The organism is Parasphingorhabdus litoris DSM 22379, from assembly GCF_020906275.1.
GTDB lineage: Bacteria > Pseudomonadota > Alphaproteobacteria > Sphingomonadales > Sphingomonadaceae > Parasphingorhabdus > Parasphingorhabdus litoris.
Genome location: NZ_CP086727.1, coordinates 189,917 through 206,958, shown reverse-complemented (window position 1 = coordinate 206,958; position 17,042 = coordinate 189,917). Strand labels below are relative to the sequence as shown.

Genomic DNA, 17,042 nt, shown 5'->3' with positions numbered 1-17,042 from the left:
TCTTATGCTCACTTTCATCGGCGGAACTTTCCGCACATAATCACTTTTTTACCGGATGGCCCAAGGCTTCGGCAACCAGCTTTTCCTGCTGCTCTTTATGCCGCGAAGCCAATCCTGTAGCGGGCGAGGCAGATGCCACACGACCCGCATAGACAGGATCAGTCGGCCCGACTTTCGCCTGTTCCAGACAATCCTCCAGATAGGGGCGGACAAAATCCCAGCTGCCGTTATTCTTCGGCTCTTCCTGTGCCCAAACCAGAGTCTCGAGATTTTTCATCCGCTTTAGACGCACCACGAGGGGTTCCGCCGGGAAGGGATAGAGCTGCTCAATCCGGACAATCGAGGTGTTTTTATCCTTCGCCGCATCGCGCGCTTCGATCAGGTCATAGGCAACCTTACCTGAGCACAATACGAGCCGCTTGATATCCTTGTCCGCGGGCGGATTGGTATCCGACTTGATCCGCATGAAATGATGATCGCCCTGAAACTCCTCGGCGCTCGACACGGCCATCTTGTGGCGCAGCAGCGACTTGGGCGTCATGATGACCAAAGGCTTGCGGAAACTGCGTAGCATCTGGCGGCGCAATACGTGGAAATAATTGGCCGGTGTGGTGATATTCGCGACCTGGATATTGTCCTGAGCGCAAAGTTGCAGGAAGCGTTCGAGCCGCGCGCTGCTATGCTCAGGGCCCTGCCCTTCATAGCCATGCGGCAAGAGCATGACGAGCCCATTGGCGCGCAGCCATTTGGCTTCGCCGGATGCGATGAACTGATCAATCATGATCTGCGCGCCGTTGGCGAAATCACCAAATTGCGCTTCCCACAGCACCAGTGTTTTCGGGTCGGCCCCGGCATAGCCATATTCAAAGCCGAGCACGCCATATTCGGACAGCGGGCTGTCGAGCACTTCGAACCGGCCATGCGGCACGGTGCTCAAAGGCACATATTTTTCTTCATTGTCCTGATCGACCCAGACGGCATGCCGCTGAGAGAAGGTGCCGCGCCCGCTATCCTGACCGGACAGGCGGACATTATAGCCTTCGGCAACCAGCGATCCGAACGCCAGCGCTTCGCCGGTCGCCCAATCGAAATTTTCGCCGGACTGGAACATCTTCGCCTTCGCATCGAGTACACGGCCAAGGGTTTTGTGGATCTTGTGCCCTTCGGGAACGGTGGTCAGCGTGCGTCCCAGGCTCTCGAACAATTTGGCATCAATGGCTGTTTCGACATTGCGGCGCGCGGTTTCAGGGTCAGCGGGAACATGAAGCCCCTGCCAGCGGCCACCAAACCAGTCGGCCTTATCTGGCTCATAATCATCCGCCGCCTTGAATTCGCCTTCGAGATGGTCGGCAAAGGCCTTTCGGGTATTGGTTCCCCAGTTCGCATCGATCACACCTTCCTCGATCAGTCGCTGCTCATAGAGCTTGCTGACCTTTGGGTGCTTTTTGATCGCCGCATACATGATCGGCTGCGTGAAACTGGGTTCATCGCCTTCATTATGGCCGAAGCGGCGATAGCACCACATGTCGATGACGATATCGCGGCCAAAGCGCTGGCGAAATTCGATTGCGATTTTGCAGGCAAAGGTCACCGCTTCCGGATCATCGCCGTTCACATGAAAAATCGGTGCCTGCACGCCTTTCGCCACGTCGCTTGGATAAGGCGAACTGCGGGCAAATTGCGGGCTGGTGGTGAAACCGATCTGGTTGTTGATCACGAAATGGATGCAGCCGCCGGTATTATAACCGCGAATGCCGGAGAAGCCGAGACATTCCCAGACAATCCCTTGCCCCGCGAAGGCCGCATCGCCGTGGATCAGCACGGGCAAGACCTGCTCATGCTTGGTCAGGTCATCACGCGCCACTTGCTGCGCGCGGACCTTGCCGAGCACCACCGGATCCACCGCTTCGAGATGCGATGGATTGGGCACAAGGCTCATATGCACATTGATGCCATCAAATTCGCGGTCGGTGGAGGTACCCAAGTGATATTTCACATCGCCAGAGCCACCCACTTCATCGGGGTTGGCCGAGCCGCCGTGGAATTCGTGAAAGATGACCTTGTAAGGCTTGGCCATCACATTGGCCAAGATGTTCAGCCGCCCGCGATGGGCCATGCCATAGACAATATCGCGTACGCCCGACTGGCCGCCATATTTGATGACATTTTCCAGCGCCGGCAGCATCGCTTCACCGCCGTCGAGGCCGAAACGCTTGGTCCCGACATATTTCTTGCCGAGGAAATTTTCATATTCCTCGCCCTCAATCACCTTGTTGAGGATCGCCTTCTTGCCTTCCGGCGTAAACTGGATCGCGGCGTCCTTGCCCTCCATCCGGTCCTGCAGGAAGCGCCGCTCCACCGTGTCGGCAATATGCATATATTCAAGGCCAACCGAGCCGCAATAATTGGCGCGCAGCACAGCTTCGATCTCCTTGATCGACGCGGTCTCAAAACCCAATACGCCGCCCAGATAGACGGGCTTGTCGAGCTCATCTGCCTTGAAGCCATGAAATTCGGGGGTCAGGTCAGCGGGTTCCTCCAGCTTGGACAGGCCAAGTGGATCGAGATTGGCACCGAGATGTCCGCGCACGCGATAGGTACGGATCAGCATCATCGCGCGGATGGATTTCTCCGCTGCCAAAGCCACTTCGGCATCGGACATGGACTTGCCGGATTTCGCCGCAGCCGCCTTGATCTCTATCCCCATTTGCGTGGGATCGAGCGCGCTGTTCAGCTCATCGGCGTCATCAATCGGCCAATGTTTCTTTTGCCAGCTGGGTCCTGCTTCCTTTTCGGAGCCGACACCAAATTCCTGATTTTCAAAGCCCATAGTCAAAACTCCAGTGCCCCTGCGCAGGGTGAAACGAGGCAGGTGACTCGTTTCACGGCCCATCTCCCGCCATAAAATCCAAACTCAACACGCCAAATCACTTCACAATATCAAACCAAAGATCGTCCCAATCTGGATTATGCTCTTCGATCCGCTTTATCTTCCAATGCCGCTTCCATTTCTTGATCTGAACTTCCCGCCTGCGCGCTTCTTCCAGATCGTCAAACATTTCAAACCAAACCAGTTTCTTACAATCGTGATCTTTTGTGAATCCATCTACCAATCCATTTCGATGCTGGTAAACGCGTTTGATCAAATCGCTTGTTACACCGGTATAAATCGCTCCATTTTTCCGGTTTGCCATAAAATAGACAGCGCCGGGTTTCATCGCTTCCCTTTCGTTGCTGTATCCCTGCGCAGGCAGGGATCCATCTCCACTGTTTCACTCTAGTCGCAACACTAGGAGATGGGCCCCTGCCTGCGCAGGGGCACGAGCTTTTCTCTAGACCGTTTCTTTCAGCATTGCGTCGAGCGTGGTGCCCAGTTCGCTTGGGGACGGTGACACGCGAATGCCGGCCGCTTCCATCGCCGCGATCTTGTCTTCCGCGCCGCCCTGGCCGCCGGAGACAATTGCGCCCGCATGGCCCATGCGGCGGCCCGGAGGCGCTGTGAGACCGGCAATAAAGCCAACCATCGGTTTGCTGCGGCCCTTCTTGGCTTCGTCCGCAATAAACTGCGCCGCTTCTTCTTCCGCGCTGCCGCCAATTTCGCCGATCATGATGATCGACTTGGTGTCGTCATCGGCGAGGAACAGCTCCAGCACGTCGATAAAGTTGGTGCCGTTGACCGGATCACCGCCAATGCCGACTGCTGTGGTCTGGCCAAGGCCAACCGCTGTGGTCTGATGCACGGCTTCATAGGTGAGCGTACCGGAACGCGAAACCACGCCGACCGAGCCTTTTTTGAAAATGCTGCCGGGCATGATGCCGATCTTGCATTCATCAGGAGTCAAAACGCCGGGGCAGTTCGGACCGATAAGTCGCGACTTGGAGCCTTGCAGCGCCCGCTTCACCCGCACCATGTCGAGCACTGGAACACCTTCGGTAATCGCAACGATCAGTTCAATCTCGGCATCAATCGCTTCGAGGATGGAGTCCGCGGCAAATGGCGGCGGCACATAAACCACAGAGGCAGTCGCACCGGTTGCGTCCTTGGCTTCGGCTACCGTGTCATAATTGGGAAGCCCGATATGGGTTGTTCCGCCCTTGCCCGGCGTGACGCCCGCAACCATTTGCGTGCCATAAGCCAGCGCCTGTTCGGTGTGGAATGTCCCGGTATTCCCGGTCATGCCTTGCGTGATAACTTTGGTGTTTTTGTCGATTAAGATGCTCATGTATTTTACCTCAGGGCTTGGAAATCATTAATGTTGCTAAGTTGGCATCGGTTTTCGCCGAAACCATCAGCGAAATCGCAAAGGTCTCATTTTGCTCTTCAGGCTCGATCAGCCAATATGCAGTATCTGACCCAATCACTTCGTTGGGCGGACTGCCGCCCAAATTTTTGCTTATACCGCCGGTAAAAGTCGCGAAGTTCAATTTTTCGTCGACTTTGGACGTGATCGCACAGGTCTTGGATGTGTCGAGTAAAATATCGACGTTGAGCTCCTCAAACTTAAGCAGAATTTCATCATCATTTATTTGCTCGTCCACTAATTTCCAGCCTTGGCTTTTAGCTGAATCAGCCTGCGAAACAGCGTTCCCAAGATTGAAAAGGCAAACATTGGCAAATGACTCAAACAAAGCAGAAGGGCTTGCAGTTGCAGCAGAGTTTTCTGTCACCATCATTATGGGTGCAGCGAAAAAGAGGAGCGTGTTGGAGAACACCTGTTAAGCCAGACTCGAATCCAGCCCCTTACACGCTTCCAGCAATTCCTTCACCGCATCGACCGACACATTGAAATTGCCCTGCGCTTCGTCGCTCAGTTCAATCTCGATGACTTTCTCGACACCGTCTTTGCCAATGATCACCGGCACGCCGACGTAAAGATCATCTACACCATATTGGCCGGTGAGATGCGCAGCGGCTGGCAGCACGCGGCGTTTGTCCTTGAGATAGCTCTCCGCCATCATGATCGCCGAAGTCGCTGGCGCGTAATAAGCCGAGCCATTGCCGAGCAGGCCGACAATCTCGCCGCCGCCAGAGCGGGTGCGCTGCACAATTGCGTCGATATTTTCCTGCGTGGTCCAACCCATTTTGATGAGATCAGGGATCGGGATACCGGCAACTGTCGAGTAAGCTGGCACCGGAACCATCGTATCGCCATGGCCGCCGAGAACGAAGGCGGTGACATCTTCAACCGACACTTCAAATTCTTCAGCAAGGAAGTGACGGAAACGCGCGCTGTCGAGAACGCCCGCCATGCCGACCACTTTATTGTGCGGCAGTCCGGAAAATTCACGCAGAGCCCAGACCATCGCGTCAAGCGGGTTGGTGATGCAGATAACAAAAGCATCCGGCGCGTGGGCCTTGATACCGTCACCCACGGCCTTCATGACTTTCAGGTTGATGCCGAGCAGGTCATCACGGCTCATGCCGGGCTTGCGCGGCACGCCCGCGGTCACGATGATAACATCCGCGCCCGCAATATCGGCATAATCATTCGTGCCTTTCAGGTTGGAATCGAACCCGTCAACTGGCCCGGCCTGGCTGAGGTCGAGCGCTTTACCGGCGGGCATACCCTCGGCAATATCAAACAGGACGACATCGCCCATTTCCTTGGAAGCAGCGAGATGGGCAAGCGTGCCACCAATCATGCCAGCGCCGATCAGCGCGATTTTGTTACGGGCCATGGGAAAAATTCTCCTGAAATCAGAGTCGTAAAAAGGATATGGAGTCGGATTAGGCTTATCCACAGGCAATTTCAACCGCAGAAAGCACCAATATACGGGCTTTCTTTGCAAATGGTTCGCAGTAGCGATAATGAGCAATAAATCGCGGTTACCCGGTATCTATTTCAGATCAATTTTCAGTGCAATCGCCTTGCAATCAACCAGCTTATCGGTCCGGCCACCACAAAGGCAGCCAAGGCAGCCACCAAAATGCTCATCATGTTTCCCTGCCCCATAACGAGCAGTGCCGTTATGGCTGTACCCATCAAAGTAGCACCGATGAAAATATGGAATATCATGGTTTTCAGAAACAGGGACATGGGCTTTTCCTCTTGTTCAATATGGCGTTGTTGAATCCGGCCAACCATTGCTGTTTCACCAACTGACAAACGGCGCCTTGATCTCTGTCAATTTGGTGCGCATTGTGCCAGCAATCGAAATTAACGGTAGGGTCAAACCAACCGGCTGCGAGGGAGAGAGAGCATGCTCACCAGAGGTGACGATTATCCGCTGCACCAGACGCCGGAGCCAATGGCGGTATCTGGCGATAACCGGAATTTCTACGACCGCTATTTCTTCAATGGCTATAGCGCCGATGGCAGCATATTTTTTGCCGCCGCCCTGGGCGTTTACCCACAGCTTGATATCATGGACGCGGCCTTTTGCGTGTCGATTGACGGCAAGCAGCATAATTTGCGTGCTTCGAAACGCATGGGCAGCGAAAGGCTGGACCTTAGCGTCGGGCCGATCACGCTGGAGATTGTCGAGCCTTTGCAAGAGCTGCGCCTGATCGTTACGGAGAGTGCCAAAGAAACCGGCTGCCCCATCACAGCCGATATCCGCTTCACCGCGCGCCATTTGCCAATTGAGGAACCACGCTTCATTCGCCGCGAAGGTCCGCGTATGTTCATGGACTATACCCGCCTGACCCAAAATGGCGGCTGGTCCGGGACATTGCATGTCGGCGACCTGGAGGTAGCGCTTTTACCTGATACCCACCGCGGAACACGCGATCGCAGCTGGGGCATCCGCCCGGTTGGCTCACCGGAATCACAGCCACCACCAGCTGGTACATTGCCGCAATTCTGGTGGCTATGGACGCCGCTCAATTTCGCAGATCATGCCTGTTTCTTTCACAGCAATGATGATGGCGAAGGCCTGCCATGGAACCGGCGCGGCGTGGTCGATGCCATTGATAACGAGCGGCGGGAATTTGAACCGCCGAGCATTGACATAAGCTATCATAGCGGCACGCGTCGGGTGAAACAGATCGGCCTGGAAACCGCAGATGGTGCCTTGTCGATTACGCCGCGCACCGGTGACGCGACGCGCACTTTTTATATGTCGGGCCTTGGCTATATGCACCCAGAATGGGGGCATGGCATGGATCACGGGCCGCTCGAAACCGCCTATGATGTGATTGATCTGGCCAATGTATCGGACCATGACATGCTTTATATTCATATTCAGGCGCTCAGCGATGCAGTGCTCACCAGTGGTGGTAGCAGCCATGAAGGTATCGGCATTGTCGAGCAGCTCTTTGTTGGACCCCATAAGACGAGCGGGCTCACCGACCTGCTCCACCCCGCACCATGAGCGCTGCATTCCCGCTCCGCCCCGAGGAATTTGATCCGCGCTGGGTGGAGGAGATATTCGGCGCGCCATCGGGATCGCTTCAGTCCATGACTCACAAACCGGTGGGCACGGGACAGGTGTGCGATAGCTTCCGATTCACCTGTGACTGGCAGGAAGATCGGTATCCCGCCAGTTTTGTCGCCAAATGCCCGAGTGCCGATCCGGTCAGCCGCGGAGCCGCCGCCATCTTCCACCTCTATGACATGGAAGTTGGCTGGTACCGGGATGTCGCGGGCAAATCCGGTGTTGGCTGCCCCGGCTGTTATCATGCCGCCATTGGCGAAGATGAAACCCAATTTGTCTTGATGCTGGAGGATATGGCACCAGCCAGTCAGGGCGACCAGCTGGCCGGTGCCACGCTGACGCAGGTGCAGTCAACGATCAGGGAAGCAGCGAAGCTGCACAGCTATCGCCCGCAGACCGGGACGCTGGAACAATATAGCTGGCTGCTCCACGGGCAGGGCAATGGGGACTATATGCGTCAGTCCCTTCCTGCCATTTACCCACAATTTTGCGAACGATTTGATGGTCGTTTGAGTACCGATATATTGGATATGGGATCCGAGCTGATCGCAAAATTCGGCACCTATCTGGATGCCGAGCCGGCTCATCCCTGCATCACCCATAGTGACATGCGGCTCGACAATATCCTGTTCGATGAGGGCGGTGAGCGCGCCATATTGGTCGACTGGCAAACCGCAACATTGGGCAATGGTGCAAACGATATCGCCTATCTGATCGGCACCAGCTTTGCGGACCCGGCAGAGCGGGCTGCGGTGGAGAAAGATCTGATCGCCGACTATCTTTCACAGCTGTCCGCCCATGGTGTGGATCAGGACGCCGATGCCTTCTGGCAGGACTATCGCCGCCTCGCTTTCTCCGGTTTCATCATGGCCATCAACGCCTCCATCCATGTCGAGCAAACCGAAAGGGGCGACGAGATGTTTGCCGTAATGGCCGAGCGACCCGCACAAATGGCGCTGGATCTCGAAAGTCTGAGCCTGCTCTAAATCAGTCCGCTGCCGCTTCGCCGTGACCAAGCGCGAGATAATCATCGGACTGCATCTCAACGAGGCGGGAGGCGGTGCGTTCAAATTCAAATGATCCATCGCCTTCTGGATATAGCGCATCGGGCTCGGCATCCGCGCTGGCGAGCAGCTTGACCCGATATTCGTAAAGCGCATCGATCAGGGTGACAAAGCGCGCCGCTTCGTTGCGATTCTCTTTGGAGAGCACGGGAATACCGACAATGATCACGCTATGAAAATGCCGCGCGATGGCCAGATAATCCGGCGCACCCCGTGCCTCTGCACAGAGCCGTTTGAAGGAAAAGACAGCAACACCTTTCAACGCCTTGGGCACATGCATGGATCGGCCGCCTTGCACCGGTAACTCCTCCGATGGAACATGAGCACGATCTTCCGGTGGATAATCGGTCAGGCGGAAAAAGGCTTCACTCAATGCCTTGGTCGCGGCATCACCATTGGGCACATGCCACAGGTCGACCCCGCCCAGCCGTTCGCGGCGATAGTCAGTCGGACCATTGAGCGAGATAACATCGAGCCGCGTCTCCAGCAGATCAATGAAGGGCAGGAAATGCTCCCGGTTCAGGCCGTCTTTGTAAAGATCAACCGGCGGGCGATTGGACGTTGCGATCAGAGTCACACCGGCTTCAACCAGTCCGGTAAACAACCGCGACATGATCATCGCATCGGCGCTATTGTTCACCACCATTTCGTCAAAGGCGAGGAAGCGTGCCTCACTAGCCAGTGCTTCGACAACAGGCAGGATCGGATCCCCCTGCTCTTTCTTGCGCTCCTCATTCAGCCGGGCATGTACATCCAGCATGAACTCATGAAAATGCGCGCGCTTTTTGCGGTTGATCTGAAGATTATCGTAAAACAGATCCATGAGCATCGACTTGCCGCGCCCGACGCCGCCCCACATGTAAACGCCCTTGGCAGCCTTTGGTTTTTTCGAGAACATGCGCCATAGCACGCTGCCCCGTGGCGGCACGGCCTCAAGCTCTTCCTGCAGCTGGGACAGACGCTTCGCACAAGCATCCTGATCCGCGTCAGGTTTCAATTCCCCATTTGCGATCAACGCCTGATAGCGCGCATAAAAGCCTGTCATTGAGGTGCTTTTTTGACGATGGCCGTATAGGAGGCCATGTTTTCACTGCCATCTCCCTGCACCACCAGCCCGCGCAGAAAGAGGAAACGACCGGTTTCACGCGCCACCTCAACCTGCGCTTCCAGCGGTTCACCAAGCCGCGCTGCGCCAATGAAATGGGTTTGCAGCTCCAACGTGACGGCAAAGCCGGAAGGACCGATTTCCAGCACCCGCATTGCCGCAAATAAAGCGCAATCAATAAAGCCCATCATCGTTCCGCCATGCACGACATTGCCCAGATTGCGGTGCTGCCGCTCCGGGAACATCCGGACGCGGGCGATATTATCGGAAATGCCATCGCCGCCGCGGCGAACAATCATGGGACCAAGAAAGCTGTTATAGCATTCCGGGTCTTTCAACTTCCATTGATACCAGCCCGGATGATCCGGATCAGGATCGCTGGTGAAAAATTCAGGGTCGGCGTCAGCCATCAGCTTATCGCCAGTCAATTGTCAAACTTCGCGTGCCGCTGTCATTTTCTTGATCTCGGCAATCGCTTTGGCAGGCGACAGGCCTTTCGGACAGGCATTGGCACAGTTCATAATTGTATGACAGCGATAGAGACGGAACGGATCTTCCAGCTCGTCCAGCCGCTCCCCGGTCATTTCATCCCGGCTATCAGCGAGCCAGCGATAGGCCTGCAACAAAATGGCAGGACCAAGGAACTTGTCGCTATTCCACCAATAGCTCGGGCAACTGGTCTGACAGCAAGCGCACAGGATGCACTCATAAAGGCCGTCCAGCTTGGCACGGTCTTCAGGAGACTGGAGCCGCTCTTTACCGGATGGCGTCGGGGTCACCGTCTTCAGCCACGGTTGGATCGACGCATATTGCGCATAGAAATGGGTGAAATCGGGAACCAGGTCCTTGATCACTTCCATGTGGGGCAGCGGTGTGATCTTCACTTCCTTGCCGCAATCCTCAATCGCGGTGGTGCAGGCAAGGCCGTTTTTACCGTCGATGTTCATCGCACAGGACCCGCAAATGCCTTCGCGGCAGGACCGGCGGAAGGTCAGAGTTGAATCCTGTTCGCTCTTCATCTTGATCAGCGCATCGAGCACCATTGGACCGCAGTCTTCGGTATCAATTTTGAACGTGTCATAACGCGGGTTTTCGCCGCTATCAGGATCATAACGATAGACTTTGAACGCCCGGCTCTTGCCCCCGCTCAGCGCTTCATGCACTTCGCCTGTCTTGCGAATTTTGCTGTTCTTTGGGAGCGTAAAAGTTGCCATCGATAATCTCTTGTCCTGGCGAAATAATATAGGTGTCGCGTTAAAATTTTGTCTGGTGCAGTGGATATAACCGGTTTTTCGCCAAATTCAATGACTGAAATCAACCCGAAAATCCTACCTAAACCCCTGTCTAAACCATAGAAAACCAACGAAAGATCAGATGCTGATATTTTTGATAATGTGGCTATGACGTTCGTTTTGAACCGTTTGGCACTTTTTCGATTCTAATATGCCTCATTTTTCGCTAACGCAGTCATATTGCTGGCATTCATGACAAAAATCCTTCACCTCCTTATGAATTTACAACAGGAACACATCATATGCAGACCAAAAACGGTGTGACTCTTTTGCTGCATGGCGAAAATGACACGCTGATATGGGGCATGACCAACGCGGAACGGGGACGCCGCCTGGTCGAAAAACTACAGGGTGATATCAGCGGCAGTTTGTGGATCAATCTGACCTATGTTTTTGATCCCCAATGGATCCGGCATGTGCATGATAATCCGGGGATGATCATCACGTTCGACGGCACCCCAGTTCTTGCCCATCTGACAGACGAAAGCGAGGCTGAGGCCCTTGCCGCCGGGCAATTACCCGCCCGTGCAACGGTCAGGGAATATCGCGACAAACCACGCATCCACAACGCCTCATTGCGCAAACTGGAAACACCTTTTGTCCGGGAACTCACTCCAGCAACGGTGAAGGATATTGAGCGAGAAAGCTATTTCGGGGCGTATAAAGGCGTCACCGATATTCTCACCAAATATCTTTGGCCGGAACTCGCATTGGTTCTCACCCGCCTTGCGGCCCGGCTGGGCATGACCCCCAATATGGTCACTGCCATTGGTGCAATTGGCTGTGTCTCGGCAACTTTTCTGTTCTACTATGGCTATTTCTGGACCGGCATGGCGGCAGGTTTTGTGTTCATGGTTCTCGACACGGTTGATGGCAAACTTGCGCGCTGCACCATCACATCCTCCTTCTGGGGTAATATTTTCGATCACGGTCTTGATCTCGTCCATCCCCCTTTCTGGTGGGTGGCCTGGGCAATAGGTCTGGGCGCAGTCGGACTGGCGCTGCCAGAAGATCAACTGCGCCTCGCGCTCATAGTCATATTGGGCGGCTATGTTCTGCAACGGATTATCGAAGGCATTTTCATCCGCGCCTTTGGCCAGCATATCCATGTCTGGCGACCGATGGATTCCTGGTTCCGTCTGATTACCGCAAGACGCAATCCCAATATGGTATTATTGTTCATCTCCATGGTTTTCGGCCGTCCCGACATCGGCTTGATCGCCGTTGCATGGTGGACGTTAATCTCGCTTGCTGTGCATATGGTTCAGATCATACAGGCCTGGATGGTAAAAATACGCGGCGGGCAGATTGTTTCATGGCTGGAGCAAGAGCAAGGATAGACGGATGATCAACGACACCATCAAAAAGTTCGGATATCCGGCAACACTGGTGAAAGATTATGATCATTGGGTCGTCCTGCTGCGTCCGGCGCAAGTCACGCTGGGGTCTTTGATTGTGGCGGCGAAGTCCGATGCAACGGATTTTGGCGATCTGTCAGCGGATCATTTCACCGAGCTCAAATCCGTAACCACCGAAGTGTCGTCGGCTTTGCAGCATCTGGTATCGCATCAGAAACTCAACTGGCTGATGCTGATGATGGTTGATCCGCATGTCCATTTCCATCTCATCCCCCGCTATGAGGGGTCCCGTAATTGGAAGGAACAGGATTTCGCGGACAGGGCATGGCCCGGACCGCCTGTTCTGAGTGATGCCGTCAAACTGTCAGATGATCAGATTACTGACATGGCGGCCTGGGTCAAATCCGGCTTTCCTGACTAACCGAATTTGGCCAGCCATTGATCGGTGAGAGCGGTTGCGGTCTCGACGTCATTGAGAAAATCGACCTCCGCCCAGTCGTGACCCTGGATGGAAACCGTTCCGACTTTCCCGGTGGGAGCAAGCGTATCGATAATTTTGAGATACCAGTTCTCGACGCCTGCCGGGGTGCGCATCACATCGCGGACCCTTTCCCGGAACATCGCACCACCTTCGCCGCGAAACGCCAGAAAGCCGATCGATTCCGCATCGCTTTCCGCTGCCGTCAGCGTCTTGCCAATGGCGGTCAGGCGATCGCCGTCCAATGATACTTTCATATCATCGCTGTCATAAGCATCTTTGATATCCACGGTCACGGTAATCGGCCAATTCTCGGTTTGCTGCGCGGTCGCGATAATCTCTGGCGAGATCAGCGTATCGCCGTTCAGGATCATGAAATCGCCATCCATCACATCGCGGACAATCCAGCAGCTGCCGAGATTATCGGCAACCTTGAAAAACGGGTTAAAGTGGATGGTGATGTCCCTGCCCGCCTGCTTCAGCCCCTCCAGTTCCGCCTCGACCATATCGGTCATAAAGCCGGTCACGACGTGAAATTCCTTCACCCCGCCCGCGGCCAGCATTTCGATCTGCCAGGCAATCAGGCTCTTACCGGAAAAATCGATCAGGCATTTGGGGCGCTCAGCCGTCAATGGCAAAAGGCGCGATCCTTGGCCCGCGCTCAATATTATTACTTTTTCGATCATGTTGGCAATTGGCCTTTATCGGGATAGGGACGTCTGGGGGAGACACTTAGAACGATGGCCATGAAAGCTCAATCCTGTAACCGCCAGTTGCAGCTCGAACAAGTGATGTCGGCTTAATCATGGCCGAGGAGTCGACAATCGAGACCGGCACAGCCAAGGGTGAAAAAACCGGCATACAGCGGATCATCGCCAATACCGGCTGGCTGCTTGGCGGGAAGGGCGTCGGTGGCGTCCTCAGCCTGGTCTATCTCGCGATATTGACCCGAACGCTTGGCGTCGCCGGTTTCGGGCAATTCGCGCTCATCACTGGCACAGCCCAAGCTATCGCGCTGATTGTCACCTTTGAAACCTGGCAGATCGTGATCCGTTTTGGTGCCCGCAATATCAAGGGAGCGGAAAAGCGGCAGCAATTCGGGCGGCTGGTCGGTCTGTGCTTCTTGCTCGATATCGTTGGTGCATTTGCGGGATGCCTGCTTGCCTATTTTGCCGTCGGCTGGCTCGCGCCTTTCTTTGGCTGGGACCAGCAATTAGCCGAAAACGCGTTGATCTTTGCCTTCGTGATGCTGCTCTCGATCAAATCCACGCCCACTGGCATATTGCGGGTCGAGAACCGTTTTGATCTCGCCGCTTTTGCCGAAGCGATCATTCCCATCGTCCGCCTGATCGGGACGCTGATCGTCTGGTTCACCAACCCAACCCTGATCAACTTCCTGATCGTCTGGGCCCTGTCGGAAGTCATTCATGCCATTGGCTATTGGCTGCTTGCCGCCTGGCAAAGCCGCGACGTGATGGCGCCAAGAAACCTGCTGGCCGCGAAACAGGCCGCGCGGGAAAATGGCGGGATTGGCGAATTTCTGGTGATCACCAATCTCGGATCCACTTTGGCGGGCCTGTCCAAGCATGTGTCGCTCCTGATCGTCGGTTATTTTGTCGGCCCCACCGCCGCAGGCCTATACCGTCTTGCCAGCCAGCTCAGCGTCGCGATGACCAAGATTTCCATCCTGCTGTCGCGCGCGATATTTGCCGAGGTCAATCTGATCCGCGCGCATCAGGGGGCAGAGGCCATGAACATCCTGTTCCGCAAGGCCAGCCGGATGCTGTTCATCACCGGCGGCACGGTCATCCTCATTGTGCTGGTCGTCGGCAAGCCAGCGCTCTTCTATATGTCCGGGCCAGAATTTCTGCCCGCCTATCCGCTGCTGGTGCTGCTGGCGACGGCCGCCTCGATCGATCTTGCTGGCGCAATATATGAACCCACCCTGCTATCCGGCAGCGGCGCACGCACTGCTTTATATTTGCAAGCCTTCATGGCCGTATTGTTCATCACGCTGCTGCTCCTTGGGCTTCAATATTATGGCGTGACCGGAGCCGCCGGCGCGATGGTCATCGCCGCCATTGTCCGGTTGCTCCTGTTTGGCCGTGCCGCCCGGCGCAATCTGGCGCACGGCTGATTCTGCTATCACCCGTCGCGATCGGCCAGTATCTGTTCCACCTGAACAAGGTCGCTTTCCTTGTCGACATCAATACAGGCCTCTGCCTGCGCCATCTTCACGATCCTGATCGTCAATCCCAGCTTTTGCCCGACCCTGTCCGCAAGCTGGTCAATGGTGAGCAACCGGGTCACCGCCAGAAACAGCAACCACGGGCCGAATATCGTCAAGATTTTCCAGCCCTTTTTGCGGTCCTGTTCCACCTCAGCCCAATAGCGCAATATCTGGCGCGCCTGCGGCGATCCGAAATAGAAGAGATTCGCGCCGCTATAATCACCGCCGCGCAGTTTCAGCCAGGTGCGCTTTGACGCCGGATAGCGGCGCAGCAGTACGTCTTTCTCAACCACGGCAATGGCAATATCGGATGATGCCGCATGTCCCAAAAAGTCATCGACCATCGCGTCGTTCAACAGCACATTATCCGCCGTGGTAATCAACATCGGATAGCGGGCCGTTTCTCCGTCTAACAGGGCATCGATCGATGTCGCGATGGTCGCTGCGCTGGTATGTGTAACCACGCGGTCATCCGACGCCAGAGACTTGGTGTCCGCATTGTTCCAAAAGGGCGTGAAATCCTGCGCCAGCAAATGCACCGTGCCGATGGCCTTGTGCCCCAGTAGCGTATCCGTAACATGGGCCAGCATCGCTTTGCCCGCCACCAGGATCAGTGTTTTGACCGCAATGCCCCGGCTGTCCGCCATCGCATCACCGCCCGGGCGGCTCCCGGCCAAGATGATCGCATCGGTACTTTCCGGCGCGGCATCATCATCGGATTTTTCGCCCATCATGGACGACTTTCGAAAAAGGCAATCATGTCATCGAGCACCGGGCCTTTGCCACGAAAGGGCTTGGAGATCGCCATCATGATTTCGATATGATCCATATCGGGATATTCCACATATTCCGCATCTCCGCCGGCTTCGAGTATTTTATCCCGCAATATTCGGCTATTGCGCGGCCTCACCTCGGTATCATCCACCCCGGTTGAGAGCCAGAGCGGCGGTGCGTCGGCGCGAACAAAATTAACCGGTTGGGTCATTTCTGGCAGATGGTATGAACCAAAACTGTTCTTGGTCGTTTCCGATTTAAACGGATAAAAATCATAGGGCCCGGCCAAGGCGGCCACGCCTTTGATAAAGTCTGGCGTCTTGCCAAGCCGCCCCAGCCATTGCCGGTCGAGCGCCAGCATGGCGACATTATAGGCACCCGCCGATTGCCCCGACAGGAATATCCGCTGCGGATCACCGCCATGATCGGCAATATTGTCATGCACCCAGGCAACCGCCTTGGCGCTATCCTCCAGAAATCCCGGGAATTTCGTATCGGGAAAGAGCCGGTAATCAGCCAGCACCGTTAAATAACCGCGATGCGCCAACGCGCGTCCGGCAAAGGCATATTCATCCTTCGACCCCGCACGCCAGCCGCCGCCATAGATAAACACCACCACCGGCAAGGGCTTATCAGACGCCTTAGTCGGCGCCCAGATATTGAGGCCCAGGCCCAGCTCTTCATCATAGACCTGTCCGCTGACCAGCAATTTTGCATCCTTGTCGCCGGGAATGATATTATTGACCATATCCAGCTGCCGCGGACCGGGCTGCGAGAAAAACCAATAGGCAAAACCCGCGACCGCAATTGCCAATATCCCCAATGTGATAAGCCATTTCATCGAATAGGACCTTTTGTTTATTCCCAGCGCTTTAGCCAGCGGATGCAGCGCTGGCAATGTTGCCGGGTTCTGGGAAGGTTTTGATACTCCTCTCCCCTTGAGGGAGAGGACAGTGAAGCTTGCGGCCCTGGGCTTGTCCAGGGGCGCTAGCGAAACTTGGAGAGGGGTAGGCGGGGAGTTTTTATTGAACCTCAGGCGCCGGGCGGGCACATCCGTGCCCTTGGCTATCGCGCCAATAAGGCGCGGCGGCCAGTCGGCCTTGCCTCGCTGCGCTCGGACGATGCTCTCTAGCGCTGCGTAGAAGGTCGCGCAGGCGCTGTGCACTGGTCTGGTCTTCATTCTCTCCCCTGGAGGGAGAGAAAAGACTTGGCTTGGCAGCTTGCTGCCTAGCAAGTCTTAGAGAGGGGGCAAGTCTTAGAGAGCGGGCAGCGACTATCGCATCCCTTTATCCGCGCCGCCCCCCCCCTCACCAAGTTCCACTAGCGTCCCCCGGGGACGCAAGCTCCACTGTCCTCTCCCTCAA

General features: G+C 55.5%; 17 protein-coding genes. 5 read left to right on the top strand and 12 right to left on the bottom strand.

All coding sequences use genetic code 11. From position 1 onward, the window contains the following. Positions 1-40: 40 nt before the first annotated feature. From BS29_RS01065 to BS29_RS01040, 6 genes are all read right to left on the bottom strand, one after another. A complete protein-coding gene (locus tag BS29_RS01065) occupies positions 41-2,830 on the bottom strand; it encodes a 2-oxoglutarate dehydrogenase E1 component (RefSeq protein WP_229955164.1) in 2,790 nt (929 codons plus the stop codon). Positions 2,831-2,927: 97 nt separating this feature from the next. Next, positions 2,928-3,218 (bottom strand): GIY-YIG nuclease family protein, encoded by a 291-nt coding sequence (locus BS29_RS01060; protein ID WP_229955162.1) that lies wholly within the window; start codon positions 3,216-3,218, stop codon positions 2,928-2,930. Positions 3,219-3,332: 114 nt separating this feature from the next. Then, on the bottom strand, positions 3,333-4,223 hold the full coding sequence (gene sucD, locus BS29_RS01055) for a succinate--CoA ligase subunit alpha (protein ID WP_207986729.1): 891 nt from the start codon (positions 4,221-4,223) through the stop codon (positions 3,333-3,335). Positions 4,224-4,233: 10 nt separating this feature from the next. Further along, a complete protein-coding gene (locus tag BS29_RS01050) occupies positions 4,234-4,674 on the bottom strand; it encodes a hypothetical protein (protein ID WP_229955160.1) in 441 nt (146 codons plus the stop codon). Positions 4,675-4,716: 42 nt separating this feature from the next. Beyond that, positions 4,717-5,679, bottom strand: coding sequence for a malate dehydrogenase (mdh, locus tag BS29_RS01045; protein WP_229955159.1), 963 nt, complete (start codon positions 5,677-5,679; stop codon positions 4,717-4,719). A 176-nt stretch (positions 5,680-5,855) separates the two neighbouring features. After that, positions 5,856-6,038 carry a hypothetical protein gene (locus tag BS29_RS01040; protein ID WP_229955158.1) on the bottom strand — a complete coding sequence of 61 codons (183 nt, stop codon included), beginning with the start codon at positions 6,036-6,038 and terminating at the stop codon, positions 5,856-5,858. 163 nt (positions 6,039-6,201) lie between these two features. On the opposite strand from BS29_RS01040, the gene BS29_RS01035 reads away from it, so the two are divergent. Together BS29_RS01035 and BS29_RS01030 are read left to right on the top strand one after the other, a co-directional pair. Further along, positions 6,202-7,314 (top strand): hypothetical protein, encoded by a 1,113-nt coding sequence (locus BS29_RS01035; RefSeq protein ID WP_229955152.1) that lies wholly within the window; start codon positions 6,202-6,204, stop codon positions 7,312-7,314. Next, complete coding sequence (locus BS29_RS01030) at positions 7,311-8,363, top strand: ecdysteroid 22-kinase family protein (RefSeq protein ID WP_229955151.1); 1,053 nt, start codon at positions 7,311-7,313, stop codon at positions 8,361-8,363. Before BS29_RS01035 ends, BS29_RS01030 begins: the two co-directional genes overlap by 4 nt. Position 8,364: 1 nt before the next feature. On the opposite strand, the gene zapE is transcribed toward BS29_RS01030, so the two are convergent. From zapE to BS29_RS01015, 3 genes are read right to left on the bottom strand one after another with little or no spacing between them, the layout of a single operon-like run. After that, on the bottom strand, positions 8,365-9,486 hold the full coding sequence (gene zapE / locus BS29_RS01025) for a cell division protein ZapE (RefSeq protein ID WP_229955149.1): 1,122 nt from the start codon (positions 9,484-9,486) through the stop codon (positions 8,365-8,367). Further along, the gene (locus BS29_RS01020; protein WP_229955147.1) at positions 9,483-9,956 is read right to left on the bottom strand and encodes a PaaI family thioesterase; all 474 of its coding nucleotides are present in this window, start codon (positions 9,954-9,956) and stop codon (positions 9,483-9,485) included. Before BS29_RS01020 ends, zapE begins: the two co-directional genes overlap by 4 nt. A 21-nt stretch (positions 9,957-9,977) precedes the next feature. Continuing rightward, positions 9,978-10,760 carry a succinate dehydrogenase iron-sulfur subunit gene (locus tag BS29_RS01015; RefSeq protein WP_229955145.1) on the bottom strand — a complete coding sequence of 261 codons (783 nt, stop codon included), beginning with the start codon at positions 10,758-10,760 and terminating at the stop codon, positions 9,978-9,980. Between the two features lie 320 nt (positions 10,761-11,080). Here BS29_RS01015 and BS29_RS01010 point away from each other — a divergent pair, with 320 nt between their 5' ends. Further along, positions 11,081-12,178, top strand: a complete 1,098-nt coding sequence (locus tag BS29_RS01010; protein WP_229955143.1) for a CDP-alcohol phosphatidyltransferase family protein — start codon at positions 11,081-11,083, stop codon at positions 12,176-12,178. Positions 12,179-12,185: 7 nt separating this feature from the next. Then, the gene (locus BS29_RS01005) at positions 12,186-12,617 is read left to right on the top strand and encodes an HIT family protein (RefSeq protein WP_229956908.1); all 432 of its coding nucleotides are present in this window, start codon (positions 12,186-12,188) and stop codon (positions 12,615-12,617) included. Here BS29_RS01005 and BS29_RS01000 read toward each other — a convergent pair. After that, positions 12,614-13,360 (bottom strand): phosphocholine cytidylyltransferase family protein, encoded by a 747-nt coding sequence (locus BS29_RS01000; RefSeq protein WP_229955141.1) that lies wholly within the window; start codon positions 13,358-13,360, stop codon positions 12,614-12,616. The genes BS29_RS01005 and BS29_RS01000 overlap by 4 nt on opposite strands. Positions 13,361-13,479: 119 nt before the next feature. On the opposite strand from BS29_RS01000, the gene BS29_RS00995 reads away from it, so the two are divergent. Continuing rightward, complete coding sequence (locus BS29_RS00995) at positions 13,480-14,811, top strand: lipopolysaccharide biosynthesis protein (protein ID WP_229955139.1); 1,332 nt, start codon at positions 13,480-13,482, stop codon at positions 14,809-14,811. Positions 14,812-14,819: 8 nt separating this feature from the next. On the opposite strand, the gene BS29_RS00990 is transcribed toward BS29_RS00995, so the two are convergent. Both BS29_RS00990 and BS29_RS00985 read right to left on the bottom strand, forming a co-directional pair. Further along, positions 14,820-15,638 (bottom strand): NTP transferase domain-containing protein, encoded by an 819-nt coding sequence (locus BS29_RS00990; protein ID WP_229955138.1) that lies wholly within the window; start codon positions 15,636-15,638, stop codon positions 14,820-14,822. Further along, positions 15,635-16,858 carry an alpha/beta hydrolase gene (locus tag BS29_RS00985; RefSeq protein WP_229955137.1) on the bottom strand — a complete coding sequence of 408 codons (1,224 nt, stop codon included), beginning with the start codon at positions 16,856-16,858 and terminating at the stop codon, positions 15,635-15,637. The genes BS29_RS00990 and BS29_RS00985 overlap by 4 nt, the downstream gene beginning before the upstream one ends. Positions 16,859-17,042 lie beyond the last annotated feature (184 nt).

Bases quoted from the DNA above. Each gene is read 5' to 3' on its own strand.
- BS29_RS01065 (WP_229955164.1), bottom strand. From the start codon at position 2,830: ATGGGCTTTGAAAATCAGGAATTTGGTGTCGGCTCCGAAAAGGAAGCA.
- BS29_RS01060 (WP_229955162.1), bottom strand. From the start codon at position 3,218: ATGAAACCCGGCGCTGTCTATTTTATGGCAAACCGGAAAAATGGAGCG.
- sucD (WP_207986729.1), bottom strand. From the start codon at position 4,223: ATGAGCATCTTAATCGACAAAAACACCAAAGTTATCACGCAAGGCATG.
- BS29_RS01050 (WP_229955160.1), bottom strand. From the start codon at position 4,674: ATGATGGTGACAGAAAACTCTGCTGCAACTGCAAGCCCTTCTGCTTTG.
- mdh (WP_229955159.1), bottom strand. From the start codon at position 5,679: ATGGCCCGTAACAAAATCGCGCTGATCGGCGCTGGCATGATTGGTGGC.
- BS29_RS01040 (WP_229955158.1), bottom strand. From the start codon at position 6,038: ATGTCCCTGTTTCTGAAAACCATGATATTCCATATTTTCATCGGTGCT.
- BS29_RS01035 (WP_229955152.1), top strand. From the start codon at position 6,202: ATGCTCACCAGAGGTGACGATTATCCGCTGCACCAGACGCCGGAGCCA.
- BS29_RS01030 (WP_229955151.1), top strand. From the start codon at position 7,311: ATGAGCGCTGCATTCCCGCTCCGCCCCGAGGAATTTGATCCGCGCTGG.
- zapE (WP_229955149.1), bottom strand. From the start codon at position 9,486: ATGACAGGCTTTTATGCGCGCTATCAGGCGTTGATCGCAAATGGGGAA.
- BS29_RS01020 (WP_229955147.1), bottom strand. From the start codon at position 9,956: ATGGCTGACGCCGACCCTGAATTTTTCACCAGCGATCCTGATCCGGAT.
- BS29_RS01015 (WP_229955145.1), bottom strand. From the start codon at position 10,760: ATGGCAACTTTTACGCTCCCAAAGAACAGCAAAATTCGCAAGACAGGC.
- BS29_RS01010 (WP_229955143.1), top strand. From the start codon at position 11,081: ATGCAGACCAAAAACGGTGTGACTCTTTTGCTGCATGGCGAAAATGAC.
- BS29_RS01000 (WP_229955141.1), bottom strand. From the start codon at position 13,360: ATGATCGAAAAAGTAATAATATTGAGCGCGGGCCAAGGATCGCGCCTT.
- BS29_RS00995 (WP_229955139.1), top strand. From the start codon at position 13,480: ATGGCCGAGGAGTCGACAATCGAGACCGGCACAGCCAAGGGTGAAAAA.
- BS29_RS00990 (WP_229955138.1), bottom strand. From the start codon at position 15,638: ATGATGGGCGAAAAATCCGATGATGATGCCGCGCCGGAAAGTACCGAT.
- BS29_RS00985 (WP_229955137.1), bottom strand. From the start codon at position 16,858: ATGAAGACCAGACCAGTGCACAGCGCCTGCGCGACCTTCTACGCAGCG.